15 protein-coding genes are annotated in these 16,221 nt (G+C 58.1%); 6 read left to right on the forward strand and 9 right to left on the reverse strand.

What is annotated here, in order from left to right; genetic code table 11:
• Positions 1-42: 42 nt before the first annotated feature.
• From ppk2 to AB4Z24_RS02615, 3 genes are all read right to left on the reverse strand, one after another.
• Complete coding sequence (ppk2, locus tag AB4Z24_RS02605) at positions 43-879, reverse strand: polyphosphate kinase 2 (protein ID WP_441705731.1); 837 nt, start codon at positions 877-879, stop codon at positions 43-45.
• 159 nt (positions 880-1,038) lie between these two features.
• On the reverse strand, positions 1,039-2,100 hold the full coding sequence (cax, locus tag AB4Z24_RS02610; RefSeq protein WP_441705733.1) for a calcium/proton exchanger: 1,062 nt from the start codon (positions 2,098-2,100) through the stop codon (positions 1,039-1,041).
• A 26-nt stretch (positions 2,101-2,126) separates the two neighbouring features.
• Positions 2,127-3,926, reverse strand: coding sequence for a SulP family inorganic anion transporter (locus AB4Z24_RS02615; protein WP_441705735.1), 1,800 nt, complete (start codon positions 3,924-3,926; stop codon positions 2,127-2,129).
• 400 nt (positions 3,927-4,326) lie between these two features.
• Between AB4Z24_RS02615 and AB4Z24_RS02620 the strand changes: the two genes are divergently transcribed.
• A complete protein-coding gene (locus AB4Z24_RS02620; protein ID WP_441705736.1) occupies positions 4,327-4,755 on the forward strand; it encodes a hypothetical protein in 429 nt (142 codons plus the stop codon).
• A gap of 86 nt (positions 4,756-4,841) precedes the next feature.
• Here the strand turns inward: AB4Z24_RS02620 and AB4Z24_RS02625 are convergent, their stop codons facing one another.
• Both AB4Z24_RS02625 and AB4Z24_RS02630 read right to left on the reverse strand, forming a co-directional pair.
• Positions 4,842-5,066, reverse strand: a complete 225-nt coding sequence (locus AB4Z24_RS02625) for a hypothetical protein (protein ID WP_441705738.1) — start codon at positions 5,064-5,066, stop codon at positions 4,842-4,844.
• Positions 5,067-5,177: 111 nt separating this feature from the next.
• Positions 5,178-6,932, reverse strand: coding sequence for an APC family permease (locus AB4Z24_RS02630; protein WP_441705740.1), 1,755 nt, complete (start codon positions 6,930-6,932; stop codon positions 5,178-5,180).
• 222 nt (positions 6,933-7,154) lie between these two features.
• On the opposite strand from AB4Z24_RS02630, the gene AB4Z24_RS02635 reads away from it, so the two are divergent.
• A complete protein-coding gene (locus tag AB4Z24_RS02635; RefSeq protein WP_441705742.1) occupies positions 7,155-7,829 on the forward strand; it encodes a helix-turn-helix domain-containing protein in 675 nt (224 codons plus the stop codon).
• A 34-nt stretch (positions 7,830-7,863) separates the two neighbouring features.
• Here the strand turns inward: AB4Z24_RS02635 and AB4Z24_RS02640 are convergent, their stop codons facing one another.
• Complete coding sequence (locus AB4Z24_RS02640) at positions 7,864-9,198, reverse strand: FMN-binding glutamate synthase family protein (RefSeq protein WP_441705744.1); 1,335 nt, start codon at positions 9,196-9,198, stop codon at positions 7,864-7,866.
• A 134-nt stretch (positions 9,199-9,332) separates the two neighbouring features.
• On the opposite strand from AB4Z24_RS02640, the gene AB4Z24_RS02645 reads away from it, so the two are divergent.
• From AB4Z24_RS02645 to AB4Z24_RS02655, 3 genes are all read left to right on the forward strand, one after another.
• Positions 9,333-10,697: an NAD(P)/FAD-dependent oxidoreductase gene (locus AB4Z24_RS02645; RefSeq protein ID WP_441705746.1), complete on the forward strand. Its 1,365-nt coding sequence runs from the start codon at positions 9,333-9,335 to the stop codon at positions 10,695-10,697.
• Between the two features lie 16 nt (positions 10,698-10,713).
• Complete coding sequence (locus AB4Z24_RS02650) at positions 10,714-11,115, forward strand: Rid family hydrolase (protein WP_441705748.1); 402 nt, start codon at positions 10,714-10,716, stop codon at positions 11,113-11,115.
• 733 nt (positions 11,116-11,848) lie between these two features.
• Positions 11,849-13,207, forward strand: a complete 1,359-nt coding sequence (locus AB4Z24_RS02655) for a porin (RefSeq protein WP_441705750.1) — start codon at positions 11,849-11,851, stop codon at positions 13,205-13,207.
• A gap of 122 nt (positions 13,208-13,329) precedes the next feature.
• Here the strand turns inward: AB4Z24_RS02655 and AB4Z24_RS02660 are convergent, their stop codons facing one another.
• Positions 13,330-13,620 (reverse strand): hypothetical protein, encoded by a 291-nt coding sequence (locus AB4Z24_RS02660; protein WP_441705752.1) that lies wholly within the window; start codon positions 13,618-13,620, stop codon positions 13,330-13,332.
• Between the two features lie 338 nt (positions 13,621-13,958).
• Here AB4Z24_RS02660 and AB4Z24_RS02665 point away from each other — a divergent pair, with 338 nt between their 5' ends.
• The gene (locus AB4Z24_RS02665) at positions 13,959-14,963 is read left to right on the forward strand and encodes a LysR substrate-binding domain-containing protein (protein ID WP_441705754.1); all 1,005 of its coding nucleotides are present in this window, start codon (positions 13,959-13,961) and stop codon (positions 14,961-14,963) included.
• A 23-nt stretch (positions 14,964-14,986) separates the two neighbouring features.
• Here the strand turns inward: AB4Z24_RS02665 and AB4Z24_RS02670 are convergent, their stop codons facing one another.
• Positions 14,987-15,940 carry a HEAT repeat domain-containing protein gene (locus tag AB4Z24_RS02670; protein WP_441705756.1) on the reverse strand — a complete coding sequence of 318 codons (954 nt, stop codon included), beginning with the start codon at positions 15,938-15,940 and terminating at the stop codon, positions 14,987-14,989.
• Positions 15,941-15,961: 21 nt separating this feature from the next.
• Positions 15,962-16,195 (reverse strand): 4Fe-4S dicluster domain-containing protein, encoded by a 234-nt coding sequence (locus AB4Z24_RS02675; protein WP_441705758.1) that lies wholly within the window; start codon positions 16,193-16,195, stop codon positions 15,962-15,964.
• Positions 16,196-16,221 lie beyond the last annotated feature (26 nt).

Genomic DNA, 16,221 nt, shown 5'->3' on the forward strand with positions numbered 1-16,221 from the left:
ATTTATCCTGAAAGCTTCGTATCGCTGGCCGCCGTCGATGGCTCAGTAGGGTTCAGGAATATATTTGAAAGGATAAGTGGAGCGCGCATCGTCCTCATCGACGTGCCTCTTCGGAAGCTTGACCTTCTCTCGCTTTATTTCGGTGTAAGGCACAGAGCTCAACAGGTGCTCGATAATATTCAAACGTGTGCGTCTTTTATCGTCCGATCGCGCAACGTACCAAGGCGCCCACGGCGTGTCCGTTGCCGAGAACATTTCATCTCGCGCTCGCGAGTAATCATCCCACCGCGTGTAGGATTTCAGATCCATTTTCGACAATTTCCAGATTTTTCTGCCGTCGTCGATACGGGCTTCCAGCCGTCGCGTCTGCTCGTCCGGGCTGACTTCGAGCCAGTATTTTATGAGAATGACGCCAGAATCGATAATGGCCTTCTCAACCTCCGGCACCACTTTCAAGAACTGTTGCGTTTGTTCCTCCGTACAAAACCCCATCACCCGCTCTACGCCCGCGCGATTGTACCAGCTGCGATCGAAGATCACGATCTCGCCGCCCGCAGGGAGATATGGAAGATAGCGCTGAATATACATTTGCGACTTTTCGCGATCTGTGGGCGCAGAAAGGGCGACGACGCGAAAAGCGCGGGGACTCACTCTGGCCGTCATGGCCTTGATCACTCCGCCCTTGCCGGCCCCATCGCGCCCTTCGAATAGGACGCAGATTTTCCGGCCTTCGTGGCGGGCCCATTCCTGCAATTTGACGAGCTCGACGTGAAGCTTCTTGAGCTGACGCTCATACTCCTTCCGCTTGAGCTTGCTTTTCTCGCCGTCCTCTGATGCTTCACGGTGCAGATGCGCGTTAGCGCTTTTTCGGTCGTCCATGTTGCTGCCTCAGCAATACTGAGTGCCCCAGTCTCAGCCGAATGCGAAATGATTTTCGCTGAAAAGTCGCCCATTAGAAAGGTCTGCACAGTCCTTAAGATTGAAATTCGGTATTGCGAAGCGGAAGACTGCGCCCCTGCTCCAAGGCGCGACGCCCGTTTAGATTTGCGGGGTCAAGAAGAAGGCAAGACCGAGGATCAAATAGACGGCAAGAAGCTGGACACCCTTCAGCCAATCGGAGCGGCCATCTCCCGCAATCTGCCCCGTGATAATCACGGCAACGAAAACCGCGAGCAGCAAACCTTTGCCGAACAAGAGATCCATTGGATGCGGTCCGATGAGTAGACTCGCGAGCACCAGAACAGGCGCAACAAACAATGCGACCTGAACACTCGATCCGATCGCGATCGACAAGCTCAGATCCATCCGGTCCTTGAGTGCCGCCGTAACGGCAGTGGCGTGCTCGGCGGCGTTCCCGAGGATCGCAACAACGAATACGCCAATGAAAACATCGCTGAGGCCAAAGGCATGCGCCGTTGGCTCGATCGATCCGACGAGAATCTCGCTCAGCCACGCGATCGCCGCCGTACAGATTGCGAGCACAGCGCCAGCTTTCTTCGCGGACCAAACCTCCCCGTGCGCATCCTTATCGGCCGGCTGAGAGCTGAGAAAAAACGCCGGATGCGTCCACAAAGAGAACAGAAGAAAAAGGACGTAAACGATCAGCAGCGCGATCGAGATCGAGATGCTGAGAGCCCGCTCGCCTCCGGCATATTGCCCTCCAACCAGCGCACTGTAGGCAGCCGGAATGACAAGCGCGATCATGGCAAGCGTCAGCATCGTCGCTTGCGCGCGAGCGCCGGCAACATTGAAATGCTGCTCGCGATAGCGCATGCCGCCGGCCAGCATGGCTGCGCCGAGCACGAGGAGGATATTTCCAACGATCGAGCCGACGATCGTCGCCTTGACCACATCGTGGAGCCCAGCCTGCAAGGCGGCGAGTGCGATGATGAGTTCTGCAGCATTGCCGAACGTCGCATTGAGCAGGCCGCCAACCCCTTCACCCGCGCGGTCGGCGAGTTGTTCCGTAGCGCGTCCGAGCCATCCGGCCAGCGGAAGGATTGCCAACGCCGCCGTAATGAAGATCAGCGTGTAATGTGTCGGCGCGAAGTGTTCGAGCACAATCGCGACAGGAACGAATCCAAGCAGCCAGTTCCACATTGCGGCGCCCTCGCCGTTTGTAATTGTTACGGGTGCTTAACGTCCCAATCAGCCTGATCGACAGGGTGCGCATCGAGATAGGCGCCGACAGCCGCGCCAATCGTCGGGAAGAATGACTGTTCGCCAAGCTGCGTGAACAGCCCAAAGCGCTTCAGTTTGTCTTTGACGGGATCTTTCAACTCCGCAAATGACAGCTTGATGCCGGCCTCTCGCAGCGTTCGGTCGAGTTCGGCCAGGACGTCCGCGGCCGTGACATCGACGCTGGTTACCGGTTCGGCCGCCACGACCACCCACCGCACGGGCGACGGTGAATTCTCGGCCGCGGAAATCACTGTTTCTTGAAACAGCTCAGCATTGGCAAAAAATAGGGGCGCATCCCAGCGAAAGAGAACGAGGCCAGGAATTAGGCGAGCGCCGGGATAACGCGTGATGTCGTGAAACCCCCTTACGCCCTCAGCACGGCCGAGAACAGCGAAGTGCGGTCGCCACGCATCCCAAAGAAATTCAATGATGGCGATGACGACGGCTAGCGCGATGCCCTGGATCGCGCCGAGCGTAGCGACGCCCGCGAAGCAAAGCATGGAGAGCCAGAATTCCCACCTCTGCATCCGATAGATGCGGAGAAGGTCCGTTATCTCGAACAGCCCAATAGCCGATGCGATAACGACCGCGGCGAGTGCGCTTGTCGGCAGGTTCCGCAACAAGTTCGGCGCCGCCATAATGAGAATAGCGACGGCAAGCGCGCCGACAACGCCTGTCAGCTGTGTCTTGGCACCGGCCGCTTCGGCAACGGGCGTACGAGAAGAGCTGCTGCTGATCGGAAACCCCTGAAAGAACCCGGCCCCCAGGTTTGCCGCGCCGAGACCGATAAGCTCCTGATTGGGATCGACATACGTTTGCGTGCGCGCCGCATAAGCGCGAGACAATACACACGTATCGGCGAATGAGATCAGCGCGACGGCAAGACCGCCGTAGATGACCGTGATCAAATCCGACTTATTGATCCAGGGAATTTCAAATGCAGGCAATCCCTGTGGCAACGGCCCGAGCACGGAAATTCCAGCACTCTTGGCGAGATCGAAACTGCCGACGATGGCCGTTGCCACGACGACCGCGATCAATATGCCCGGCACGACCTTGTATCGTTTGAGAAGGAATATTGCCGCCAAGGTGCTCGCACCGATTGCGAAAGCCACCCAGTTCACGCGCGCGTCCACGACACCTTTGACGATCGCCCAGAGATCACGCAGCGGACCCTGACTATCGACCGAGAATCCGAGAAGCTTGGGCACCTGACTGAGAAGCACTGTCAGGGCGATCCCGTTCATGTAGCCGTAGCGAATAGGCTTCGAAAGAAGCTCCGTAACGAAGCCGAGCCTTGCCAATCCGGCGCCAACACAAACGACACCGGAGACGATAGCCATTGCGCCAGCGAGCGCCACCGCGCGCACTGGATCGCCAGCCGATAGAGGCAAAACAACCGCAAGGATAACGGCAGCAAGCGAAGAATCCGGACCGAGCACGAGGATGCGGCTTGGCCCGACGAGCGCATAGATGAGCAAAGGAACAATGGTGGCGTATAAACCATATATGCCGGGCAGGCCCGAGGCGACCGCGTAGGCAATGCCAACCGGCACGAGCATCGTCGCAAGCACCAACCCGGCAACGATGTCACTTCGCAGCCAATCCAGTTTGTAGTGCTGCAAAATTTGCAGGCCCGGCAACCAGCGCATCAAGCTGTGCCGATCGCTCGCTTGTCGTGGACGCAGCAATCGCGTTTGCTTCGGCTCCGCCGAGGCGGCGGGATCAATGGCCGTGGGGTTCATTTCTGGACCTTGACCGCAGAGTTATTGCGCATGGTCGTTGTCAAGAAATCTCTATTTTAGAATTATACCGCACGCGTTCGACCACAATAGTTTGCCTTCGCACTTCACGCCGAGTGCGTGCTCCATTCAATTGACGAAGCTTGTTGGATTTCATTAAAGTTATTCCGAACGGCCCGGCGACGCGCCGCCGCAATTCCCCACACCGCCGATAGGAAAGATTTGCAATCGTTCGCGCCTTGCATTTGGATAAGGCCGGCATATCCTGATCGTGGTTGATATGCGGACTGATCATCTGCGAACGGTAGCATATGGCCGTGCTCGCTCGGCGTCAGCGGCTCGGAGCCGTTCAAAGCGCCATTGATAGCCGCATGTCCGCCACGGTTGGCAAAGGAGAATTTCGATGCCTGGACTGTTGCGACCCGAAGATCTGCAGATAATCGCCTCCGACGCGGAAATGGCGGAGCTAGAGCGCGAACGAGCCCTCAAGCGAAAGCAGAAGCAGGATCACAAAGAGCTGCAAGAAGCCTTCATGGCTCGCAAGGTTGCGCCGGAAGCTGTCGAACGCATAAACAATGCAGTTCGCATCGCGGCCAAGAATGGACAACATCACCTTCAGGTCGTCACCTTTCCTTCGAGCTTCTGCAGCGACGGCGGCCGGCGGATCAATATTGCAGATCCCGAGTGGCCGACCACGCTGACGGGTTTCGCGAAGGATGCATACGAGTTTTATAACCATGAGTTGCGGCCGCTCGGATATAAGCTTCGCGCCGAAATCATAAGCTTCCCTGGAGGCATGCCCGGCGAGGTCGCGCTCTCTCTCGCCTGGTGATCTCTTCGCAGAATAGAAAAAAGCAGGCCAGCGGCTCCCGCCTATTCGGGTGGTTGTGATTCAGCCTTGCGCTAATGAACTCTGCATCACTTTTGCGATGTGTTTTGATTGTCTCGATTGGTGAAGCAAGCCGGCTGGTCAACATCTTGATGGGCGCGGCTGATTGCGTGAGGCCACTCCTTCGCGCTTTGAATTTGCCGTGGGGTGAGCGCTTTTTCCCATGCCCGCGCCAGCGCCCAGAGCAGGACGATGCAGAACGCAAAGCCGCTCACCATGAAGAAAATGATTGGAAACGCGGCGTCATCGAGCATTCGGCGGCCTCGAATTTGCGATCGCCACAACCCCCCAAAAAGGGGATTGTGGCGAAGCCTAAGCGCGGAGGGTGCGGGTTCTGCGTGCAGGAAAGCTGAACCCGCAGTCGTTTAGGCTGGAGGAAGCTGAAAGTAATAGTTGGATGCAAGCACCACGGCCGCCGCGAGAAGTAACGTCAGATACGGCAAAAGCCCCGCGCGCCGTTCCCCAAGGTCCTGACCTTTGAGATCCAGATCTTCGAGCATGTGGTTCGGAAAGCGGCCCTTGTCCTGGATGTAGTGCCTGTACAGAAAGACCGGAATGATAAGGGCGGCAAATGCCAATCCGTACCAAAGCGCATTGGCATTGCCCCAGGTCTTGGCGCCTGCTCCCATGAGGACGAGGTTCACAAAACCCAGCAGAGCGTTGACGGCAACAAGCCAGTTCGGAGCCCGGTACGGCCGGGGAATGTTCGGGCTATCGATGCGATGAATCCAAGTCGACTGCAGATTCAGGAAAATGAAGATCATGTACCCGACATTCGAGATCGCAAGGATCAAGTAGTAGGCAGTCGCGTCCGAAGCCGCGAAGGTCAGCAGAAACAAGTTGAAGATCAGATCCGTCCACATCGCCCGCGTCGGCGCGCCATGTTCGTTGACGTGACCGAGATACTTCGGAAGCCAGCCATCGACGCCGCCCTGATACAGCGTGCGGGAGGATCCGGCCATCGCCATCATGATCGCGAGGATCAAGGCGAGGATCATCATCATCTCGAGGAGATGAACGATAATGGGGCTGTGCCCGCCGACCATGTCGCCCATGGCGGCCGCCACGCCCGTTCCATCGACGATGCCGGGCTGCGCCATCCCTTCAAGGCCGAGATGCCCCTGAAAAGTTGCCGCGACGAGCGAATACAGGATAACGCAAACCACGCCTGCCCAAAGAATTGCCTTGAACGTATCCTTTGCCGGATTTTTGAATTCACGCGTGTAACAGACGGCCGTCTCGAACGCGTAGGTCGACCAGCCCGCAATGAACAGCGCGCTTAGAAAGTACGTCCATCCCCCGTTGGTCCAGGCGCCATTGGGCGGCACGAGCGGCGTGTAATTCGCGTAATTTATGCTGCCGTTGAGAAACGGCACGATACCGACGATCGCCATCGGTACCAGCACCAACAAGCCGATCCACATCTGGATGCGGGCAGTTCCCAAAACGCCCCGGTGCTGAATGGCAAAGCACATCAACATCAGAGCCGCGCCAATGAAGAAGGTCGCTCCGACCTCGATATTGGCTAGGCCGAGAAATGAAAAGCTCACCAGCTTGAAGGATCGCAACTCGGGCGTCGCCGAATCCGTGAGCGCGGCGATCGCGAGTTTCGCTGCCTCTTCCGCAGATTTACCGGCGATCGCAGCACTATTGTGCGCATCCTGCAGCCAGCCAACGACCTCGGGCGAGGTTGGAGAGAAAACGGGAAGAGGAGCCACCGCGTTCAATATATATCCGGCGGCAACCGCGCAGCCGAGCGAAAGAACTGGCGTCCATGCAAACCAATTGCACCAGACGGATAGTGGCGCGATGAGCTTGCTATAGCGCAACCACGCAGCCGCGCCATAAACGGCGGCGCCGCCCGACTTATTGGCGAAAAGTCCGGCGATCTCGGCATAACTGAAGGACTGGAGGAAACCCATCGAGACCGAGATCGCCCACACGAGGAAGGCCAGCTTTCCTGCGGTTGCTCCCATCCCACCGATCGAGATCAGCACAAGTGCGGGAACACCGCTCGCGATCCAAAATGCGCCTTTCCAATCAATCGTGCGATGGAGCCCACCAGGCTCGCTCGCAGCATGCGCAATAGACGCGCCCCTCGTCCCGTCCACTATGGTCATGCCATTCCTCCTGGCGATTAGTATTCATGAATGCGGCATTCACTCACACAATTGCATACACAGCAAGTAATTTGCATTGTGTGCATTAAAAAGAGTTGCATTTGCTGCAATGCGAACAACGCGCCGTCGTATCAGGCTGATTTGCGGTGCCGCTGCTCAAAAATTGCACCGCTCGAAATTCCCGTTTAATCTCATGGCCAAATCAACATGAAGCAAAGCAGCATGGGCAGAGAAAAGCCGAAGGCCAGAGTTCAGCGCGCCCCCTCGACAAAGCCGAAGGGCCAGGCGGACGAAGAAGAACAACTGTACGACAAGGACTTCGCCAATCTATCCCTCGAGCAGCGCATCGGCGTCGTGCTGAAGCGCCGCCGGCTGGAAGCCAATCTGACGCTGGCAGACTTGAGTGCAGGCGCTGATCTGTCCGCCGCCATGCTGAGCCGCATCGAAAACGGCATGGCGACGGCCAGCCTCGATGCATTGGAAAGATTGGCGGCAGCGGTGGGTATAGGTCTCGGCGATCTCTTCAAGGAAACCGAAGCGAAACAAGCGAGCGCACAACTCGTAAAGCGCGACGAACAAATGGAAGTGGTGCGCGTCGGCACCAAATATGGGCACACCTATCGCCTGTTGGCCTATGATCGCGGCCCGACCAAGCTCTTTGAACCGTTCTTCATTCAGATGGATAAGAAGAGCGAAACCTACCCGCGCTTCAGCCACCCGGGCACGGAATTCATTTATATGCTTCAGGGCCGGATGGAATACAGGTTCGGCGACAAGACCTACCTTGTCGAGCCGGGCGACGCTTTCACCTTTTCCGGAGACGTCGTGCACGGGCCTGAAAAGCTATTGGATGAAAAAATCAGGTTCCTTGCGATTATCTTCTATCATCCCGAGTAAAAGGGGCGCGCCGGCCACCAGCGTGCCCGATGTCTCAGATCCCCGAACCCGGAATCCAAGACGTTCCCGCAAGAGGCACCTTTGCCGTCGCGGCTGCCTCGAGGGTCAAGGCAACCAGATCCTCGGGCTCCAGATTGTGCAGATGGTTTTTCCCGCAGGCACGGGCAAGCGTCTGCGCCTCGAGTGTCAGCACTTTGAGATAGTTTGCGAGTCGGCGTCCCGCAGCGACGGGATCGAGGCGGCTCATCAACGCTGGCGTTTGGGTCGTGATGCCGGACGGGTCTTTCCCCTCATGCCAATCGTCGTAACACCCGGCCCGTGTACCAAGCGCCGCGTATTCCTTTTCCCATTTCGGATCGTTGTCGCCGAGCGCAACGAGCGCTGCGGTTCCGATTGCGACGGCATCCGCACCGAGCGCGAGGGCTTTCGCGACGTCTGCGCCGTTTCGAATTCCGCCCGAAACAATGAGTTGTACCTTCCGATGCATGCCGAGATCCTGAAGCGCCTGCACGGCGGGCCGGATCGCCGACAGCAAGGGAATGCCGACATGCTCGATGAAGACCTCTTGCGTCGCGGCCGTTCCCCCTTGCATGCCGTCAAGAACCACCACGTCCGCTCCCGACTTGACGGCGAGCGCAACATCAAAATAGGGCCTGCTGGCGCCGACCTTGAGATAGATCGGCTTTTCCCAGTCAGTAATTTCGCGAAGTTCCTGGATCTTGAGTTCCAGATCGTCTGCGCCCGTCCAATCCGGATGCCGGCAAGCCGACCTTTGATCGATGCCCTTCGGCAATTGCCGCATCGCGGCGACCCGGTCGGAGATCTTTTGCCCGAGCAACATTCCGCCGCCGCCAGGCTTCGCCCCCTGACCGATAACGATCTCGATAGCATCGGCCTTTCTGAGATCATCTGGATTCATGCCGTAACGCGATGGCAGATACTGATAGACGAGGTATTTCGATTGACCGCGCTCTTCCGGTGTCATGCCGCCGTCACCGGTTGTCGTCGAGGTACCAGCAAGCGATGCGCCACGGCCCAAGGCTTCCTTCGCATTCGCTGACAGCGAACCGAAGCTCATGCCTGCGATGGTGATCGGTATGGAAAGCTTGATCGGCTTCTTGGCAAACCGCGTTCCGAGCACGACGTCGGTGCCGCAGCGTTCCCGGTATCCCTCGAGCGGATAACGCGACATCGACGCTCCGAGCAGCAGCAGGTCGTCGAAATTCGGCACTCTCCGCTTCGCACCGGCGCCGCGAATATCATATATGCCGGTTGTCGCGGCGCGGCGTATTTCGGAGAGGGTGTAATCATCGAAGGCCGCTGACGGGCGCGGAACAGTCGCCGGCCAAGTTCTTGCGTGGTCGGTCATCAGTAAGCTCCCGCATTTTCCTGACCAAATATTCTTTTGCGTCTAAAACCTACGACGGACGACGCTACAATCGACTTGCACCATATGCAATATATTTGTAGATCATGAAATACAATAGGACTTCGGAGAGGCGGATGCCAACAACCGACGAGCAACCGTCTACGCAGCTGACTGCCGGCCAGTTGGCGACCGGCAACGTGTACGGCGCGAGATCTCCGGCCTTCCGGCCATACTGGTGGGAAGCGATTTCAGACGCAGAAAGCGCATGTGAAGAATCTATTCCCCGCAGATGCGACGTCGCGATTATCGGATCAGGATTTACGGGTCTTTCCGCGGCGCTGACGCTTCTGAGAAACGGACGGCAAGCTGTGGTCTTTGAGCGTGGCCCAGCGGGTTTCGGCGCAAGCACGCGGAATGGCGGCCAAATCGGAAGTGGCAATCAAAAATTTCGCGTCAAGAAGCTGATCGCTTTGCGCGGACGCAAGAAGGCCGAGGCGATGCTGCGCGAAGGGACGAGAATGCTCGACCACATCGCAGCGCTGATTACGGAAGAGAAGATCGACTGTCACTTCCGCCGCTGCGGACGTTTCCGCGCCGCCGTTCGCCCGGAGCACTATGAGGCGATGGCGCAAGACATGCGCGATTTGAAAGACATCGCCGGTGTTGAAAGCAGCATGGTGCCCCGCGCCGATCAGCACTCGGAACTGGGAACCGATTGCTTCTTTGGCGGCTCTCTTCTCCCGAACGATGCCTCGCTACACCCGGCGTTATACCACGCCGGGCTTATGCAGCGGATCAAGTCGTCAGGTGGAAAGGTGCTGGATCACACGCCGGTGCAAAATATCATCCCCGTCGGATCAGAGTTCCGGGTGGTGACCAATCGCGGCGTGACCATCGGCAAGGACGTCATCATTGCGACGAATGGCTATACCGATGGACTTGTTCCCGAGCTCGGCCGCCGCATCGTCCCTGTCGGCTCGGCCCTGATCGCAACAGCCGAATTGCCGGAAGCGCTCTTTAATAAGTTGCTTCCCCGCAATCGCGTTTACGGCAACACGAACCGGGTGTTCTATTATTTCCGGGGAGCACCGGATGAGCGGCGGATTATTTGGGGCGGCCGCATCGGCAGGCTCGCTCCCCAAAAGTCGGCGGCCGCCTTCCGTCATCTCGCCCGCGACATGCTGCATGTGTTTCCCGATCTCGGGAACGTTGCGATCACGCACGCCTGGGATGGCCAGATCGGTTACACGTACGATGAAGTTCCCCATATCGGCTGCACGACGTCCGGCATCCATTATGCCCTCGGCTACTGCGGAACAGGAGTTTCGCGCGCGACGTACTTCGGCACTAAGATTGCTCTGAAGGTGCTCGACAAACCCGACGGCCGCACCTCTTTCGACGATTTGGCATTCCCGGCCTTCCCTGCGCAGCCGGTTGCGAAGCTCGCCGTTCCATTTTTCGAAACATGGTATCGGATTCGCGATGCCGCAAACTTCTAGCCATAGGGAGAAGAGCATGTCAGGCCGCGGCGGCAGCAAACGCATGAACATCTCGTCGGGGGGAGCCTACGAGTCTGTCTTTGGATACTCCCGCGCCGTTCGATGCGGAGACGATGTTCATGTTTCGGGAACCTGCGCCCCGCCCGCCCATGAAAAGAGCGACGCCTATGCGCAAGCTTGCGCCGCGTTGGCGATCGTCGACAAAGCACTGAAGGACGCGGGGGCTTCGGCCACGGACGTCGTTCGTACGGTGGTCTATTTGCGCGATATCAATGACGCGGAAGCGGTGGCGAAGGCGCATCTCGAAATGTTCGATGCCGTTCGCCCGGCTAGCACCTTGGTTCAAGTCACCTCGATGCTGCGGCCCTGGCAAAAGGTTGAGATTGAAGCCTATGCCAAGCTCGGCACCGCTCGCTAATCTCAGCGCACATCTACAGCTGGCGCGCCAAAAGTTCCGTTAAAACGGAACCGGGGCCCGCCCTCGCCACCTTGCCACCACGACGTTTCAAGACGTGCAGTCGTCCAGCTGTCTCGCGCCGCCCGATAGAGCGCAGCGCAAGCGCGTGAGGACACACACGCCGCTTGCCGGCCACAACGCTCTTCAGCACTCGCGCATTTTATTGGGCATGAAGGCCGCTTAGCGAGCCACCCCACACCAACGAAACAGACTTGGCGATCTCTGGAGACGGAAATTGTTGTGGCGATGCCGCAACAACGCTCCTCTAAACGCGGCGCAGCGCGCTCGGCGTTCCGTGAACCGAATGAAAGTATCGCGACCAAAAGCGATTTACAAAGAACGATATCGAGACCGACTTTCCAACATATCGTCTTTAGTCACCTATCAAGACGGAAAATAACCGGCTTCGCAAGAAGCTTAGCGCGTTTCTGCGATAAGCAAATCTTCAAATTCGAGATTACTCCTGCATTCCACTTTTCCTTCAATCGAAAGAACCAACTCGTTCCTATACGTCGGAATTAATCTCATTTCATATTCAAGCCTCCCTCAGATTTATTCGGCCTCCATCGGGCCTATCCGGCGATGACCGGCACTCAGGGGATGTGCCGCTCAACCCGGCTGACAACGCCTCGAAAGTGCGAGGTGAACGTCACGCGGCGCCGACGAGATTGTTTTTTACCTTGGAGGTATCGGAATGTTCGGGGGGACTTACAGACCAGCAAGCTTCGCTGCTGGGATAGCTGCCGCAGGATTGGCGCTTGCAGGCACTGCGCCTGCGTCAGCAGCGGATCTCGGAGGGAATTGCTGCGCCGACCTCGAAGAACGCGTCGCCGAACTCGAGGCGACGACGGCTCGCAAGGGTAACCGCAAAGTGTCGCTCACCGTCTCGGGCTTCGTCAACGAAGCGATATTGGGCTGGGATGACGGCCGCGAGCGCAATGCTTACATCGTAACTAATGAAACTGCGCAGGATCGCGTTCGCTTCGTCGGTCAAGCAGAAATCATCAAGGGGTGGACAGCAGGCTACCTGCTTGAGCTCGGCATCCGCGGCAACCGCGAAGATCGTTCAAGCCAGAACAGTGCCTCGAGCGACAATGGCGTCAGCGTTCGCCACAGCGCCTGGTACATCGCCGGCAAGGACTACGGCAAGGTTTGGGTCGGTCAGACGTCGGACGCAGCTGACGGCATCACCGAAATCAACCTCGCAAACACCAACCACTTCGCCTTCACGAACAGCTGGGGCAATACGTTTGGTGACCAAGGCCAGGGCTTCTTCGTCCGCCGTAAGGACGGCGTCCTGAGCAGCGTGCGTTACGGCCAGTTCGTTGCGCCGGGTGCGCAGCAGTCTGCACCGGGCGAAGGCCACCGCTTCAACGTCGTGAAGTACGACTCGCCGACGATCGCTGGATTCACCGCATCGGCCTCATGGGGTGAAGACGATATCTGGAGCGTTGGCCTTCGTTATGCCGGAGAACACGCGGGCTTCAAGTTGGCCGGCGGCATCGCATACACGGAATCGAACGATTTCGGATCGGCTGATCATACCTCTGCGGTTACGCGCGGTGTAGGCGATACCAGCGAGGTCGGCCTGAGCGGCTCGATCTTGCACGTTGAAACTGGCCTTTACGCATCGGGCGCATGGGGCCGTTTGCATGATGCAGGTCTTGATAACCTCTACGGCCGCAACGTCGACGAAAATACCAGCTTCTGGACCTTGCAGGCCGGTATCGAGCGCAAGTTCCTTCCGATCGGCAAAACCACCATCTTTGGCGAGTACTTCAATCTCGATCGCGGCGCCGGTTACACGACCAGCTCCACCGGCTCAGGCATAATCAACGCGTCGACCCTGGGAACTGGTTACAACCAGGTCGCCGGCTCGCAAATTCAGGGTTGGAGCATCGGCCTCAATCAGAACCTGAGCGAAGTGGTAGATCTCTATATCGACTACAAGCACGTTCAGCTCGACGTCACGACGACGAATGGAACGGCCACTCGGGATGCAAACCTCGACTCCATTCAGTTCATTACCGCTGGTGCACAGATCAAGTTTTGATCGCCGTAGGGAAATGCCTCTTCACCCCGTCTAGGTAATTATCCCAAAGCGACCTAAAGCGAGGGCCGCGTCTTGCAGAAGACGCGGCCCTCGAATTTTTTCAGACGACGGACGGCAGAAACTCAGCCGCCATTCTCACGCATCGTATCCCAGAAATCGACCGTCGCTTCCCTGAGCGTGCCTTCGCAATCCCGTCCGCAGTCGATCGCAGTACCACGATGAAGCACGAGCTTCTTGCCGTCCCGCCCTGCCCGCAGCCCGGCCGTATAGCAGGTGCCGTGCCCGTATCGGCTGCAAGCCGTTACCGATCCCTCGGGGCTGTATGCGTGCGCTCTTTGCCCGGCAGCAGCCGGCAGTGCACCGAGCGACAAGACCGCGAGTGACACCGTGAAAGGAAGAAAGTTCCGTTTCATGAGACGCCTCCTTCGTTATTACATTTTCAACAATGCATATTACAAAAGATGCGATAGGGAAATTCCTTCCAGCGCAAACGCGCCTCAAAAATTCGCAATTCCAAAATAGCAACAAAAAATCTGATTTAGCGCCACAACCGATCTAGGCGCCGGACGCGAACCTTTCACCGCGCGCGCCGCTGCAAAATTCGCCGCGGGAATATCAAAAGCAGAAGAAGTTCATTGGTTTGGTCGACGAAGGTCATAACTTGTGGCGTAGACCAAAAGCACTAATGGGCAGCATTCGTAGTCGCCAGCGGCGCCTGACTGCATGCGGCGGACGATAATTGAGAGGGGCGATGAACTTCCAACAGTTGCGAATTCTCCGTGAAACAATTCGGTACAAGTTCAATATCACGGAGGTGGCGAATGCTATATTCGCTTCGCAGTCAGGCGTCAGCAAGCAGATCAGGGAACTCGAGGAAGAACTGGGCTCTCCGCTCTTCGTTCGGCGCGGCAAGCGCCTTCTCGGGCTGACGGATCTCGGCGCCGACGTTGCCAGAATTGCCGAGCGTGTCCTCTTCGAAGCTGACAACATCAAACAGGCGGCAGCGCAGTTTGCGATCCAGGATCGCGGGATCCTGCAGATTGCAACGACGCATACCCAAGCACGCTACGCGCTCCCCGATATCGTCGTGAAATTCAAGCAGAGCTTTCCGGCAGTCCGGCTCGACCTGCGTCAGGTAAATCCGAAGGATATCGCAGCGCTCCTGCTCGCCGGAGAGGCCGATATCGGTATAGGCACCGACGTCTTTGCCGACGTCGAAGAGATTCTTGCACTTCCATTCTATGTATGGAGCCACATTGTCGTGGCGCCGGTCGGGCACCCGCTCGAGAACCGCAAAGCCATTTCACTCGATGAGCTCTCGCAGTATCCGATCATCACTTACGATACGGGCATCACCGGCCGCCCACGTATCGACGAAGCCTTCGAAAACGCCAATGTCGTGCCGCAAATTTCGATGACCGCTCTCGATGCCGATGTCATCAAGGCCTATGTCGCGTCGGGATTGGGCATAGGGATCATCGCACCCATGGCCTATGATGCGGCGCGCGATCCGGGACTGACCGTACTTGATTGCGCCGAGCAGATCTCGCCCAGCACCACCAGCATCGCCATCCGTCGCGGGCGCCTGCAGAGAGGCTTTGTCTATCGATTCATCGAGCTCTGCGCCCCGCATCTGACCGAGAACGATATTCGCGACGCGGAGTTACTGACCGGGGACGAGCACCTGAAACGAGGGCACCCATTCTCGCACACCGGCCTGATCAACTGGAATCGCAATTCGGCACTCTTAGCCTGACGCGCGTGGGAGAAGCGAGCTGGTCACCCCAGCTGGCTGAGCGCCCAACGCACGTTCTTCCGAACGTCGGCATCGATGTCGTCGGCAGCGCTTTCAAGATGCCCGCGTGCCTCGCTGGCCCTCAACTCTCCGAGGGCGGCAGCAGCTTCCTTGCGCATGTTGGGCTCGGGATGCGTAAGACTGTGAGCGATTGCAAGCGCTGCGGCTCGAACCTTCAGCGCTGCCAAACTGCGAATGGCCTTGAGCCGCACTTGCCAGAACTCATCTTCGAGACGCCCGATCAGCGCGTCTTTGGCTGAGGCTCCGCCCCGGCTTCGGCCAAGCGCCTCCGCTGCACCCTCACGCACGGGCCATTCGTCGTCGCCAAGCGCACGCGCGATAGCCTCGGAGGAAGAAGGCGCCTGCGAAAACGCGAGTGCATTGATCGCCGCTCTCCGAACAGTCGCGTCTCTGTCGCTCGCGGCCGAGCGAAGCGCAGGCACGGATTCTTCCAGCTTCAAAAATCCGATCACGCCTACGGCTTGGATACGAACTGCCGCATTCGGATCGCGCATTGCGTCGAGCGCGGGCTTCAATGCCTCCGGCTGCCTCAGCTCCTTGAGCGCACGCAGCGCGGCTTCTTTGACGAATGCCGACGGATGCGCGACGAAGGGCACGATCACGACCACATTTCGCGGATCCTTGAACTCCGCCAAGCTCTCCGCCGCGGCCCGCGCGACGGCCGGATCAGCATCCGTCAAGGCCTGGGTGAGAGCATCCGCGGCCTCAACGCCATCGAAAGATCCAAGCGCGATCGCCGCCTGCAGACGAATACCCGCATCGGCATCTCTCGCCGCCGCTACGAGCAAGGGAACAGCATCCGGCAACGCGGAATCGGCGAGTGCAAGGATGGCAACCCGGCGTTCGCCCGCATCAGCGGAACGAAGCGCCTCGTCCAGTTCATCCAGATCAGCGGTGTCCTCGAATATGCCTGCCATCGTCTCCCGGCACGCTCCTGATTATTTGAGAAGAAAAGGTATGTTCACGGTCAACGCCGCCGTCGGGCAATCGCACTGGCACGGGAGGCAGTACCAGCATTCGTCGTAAGCCATGTAGGCTTTGTTTGTCAGCTCGCTGATCCGCAGCACGTCGAGCGGACAAACGTCGACACAAACGGTGCAGCCCTTGTCCGCAATGCACTTCTCATTGTCCACGACGACGGGAACGCTCGTCGGCGTATTTGCCAGCGGCATGATGGAACTCCCCTGAACTCTGCTGA

It is taken from the genome of Hyphomicrobium sp. 2TAF46 (assembly GCF_052114865.1).
Taxonomy (GTDB): Bacteria; Pseudomonadota; Alphaproteobacteria; order Rhizobiales; family Hyphomicrobiaceae; genus Hyphomicrobium_B.